This window comes from Streptosporangium oxazolinicum, from assembly GCF_039537505.1.
GTDB lineage: Bacteria > Actinomycetota > Actinomycetes > Streptosporangiales > Streptosporangiaceae > Streptosporangium > Streptosporangium oxazolinicum.
Window position 1 is genome coordinate 1 of the sequence record NZ_BAABAQ010000039.1, and the last position, 837, is coordinate 837.

At 69.2% G+C, this 837-nt stretch carries 1 protein-coding gene; it reads left to right on the forward strand.

Going from position 1 to position 837, the window contains the following annotated elements:
• Window positions 1–831: sugar phosphate isomerase/epimerase family protein (locus ABD817_RS39415; protein WP_344923572.1), on the forward strand; the 831-nt coding region annotated here is incomplete at its 5' end.
• Window positions 832–837 lie beyond the last annotated feature (6 nt).

An 837-nucleotide genomic window follows, 5' to 3' on the forward strand; every position in this document is an offset into this window, starting at 1 on the left:
CTCGCCAAGCACAACCTGTCGGTCTACACCATCTCCAACCACCTGGTCGGCCAGGCCGTCTGCGACAACCCCATCGACGCCCGCCACCAGGGCATCCTGCCCGCCCGCATCTGGGGCAACGGCGACCCTGAGCAGGTCCGCCGCAACGCCGCCGAAGAGATCAAGAACACCGCCCGCGCCGCCGCCAAACTCGGCGTCGACACCGTGGTCGGCTTCACCGGATCCTCCATCTGGCACACCCTGGCCATGTTCCCCCCCGTCCCACCCCAGATGATCGAAGACGGCTACGCCGACTTCGCCGACCGGTGGAACCCCATCCTGGACGTCTTCGACGAGGTCGGCGTCCGCTTCGCCCACGAGGTCCACCCCAGCGAGATCGCCTACGACTACCACACCACCGTACGCACCCTGCAGGCCATCGGCCACCGCCCCGCGTTCGGCCTGAACTGGGACCCCTCCCACATGGTGTGGCAGGAGATCGACCCGGTCGCCTTCATCCTCGACTTCGCCGACCGCATCTACCACGTCGACTGCAAGGACGCCAAGGTCCGCACCGGCGACGGCCGCCGCGGACGCCTCGCCTCCCACCTGCCCTGGGCCGACCTGCGCCGCGGATGGGACTTCGTCTCCACCGGCCGCGGTGATGTGCCCTGGGAGGACTGCTTCCGCGCCCTCAACGCCATCGGCTACGCAGGACCGATCTCCATCGAGTGGGAGGACGCCGGGATGGACCGCCTGGACGGCGCCCCCGACGCCCTGGCCGTCATCCGCAAGCTCAACGCCATCACCCCGCCCTCCACCGCCTTCGACGCCGCCTTCTCCTCAGACTGAAACCCC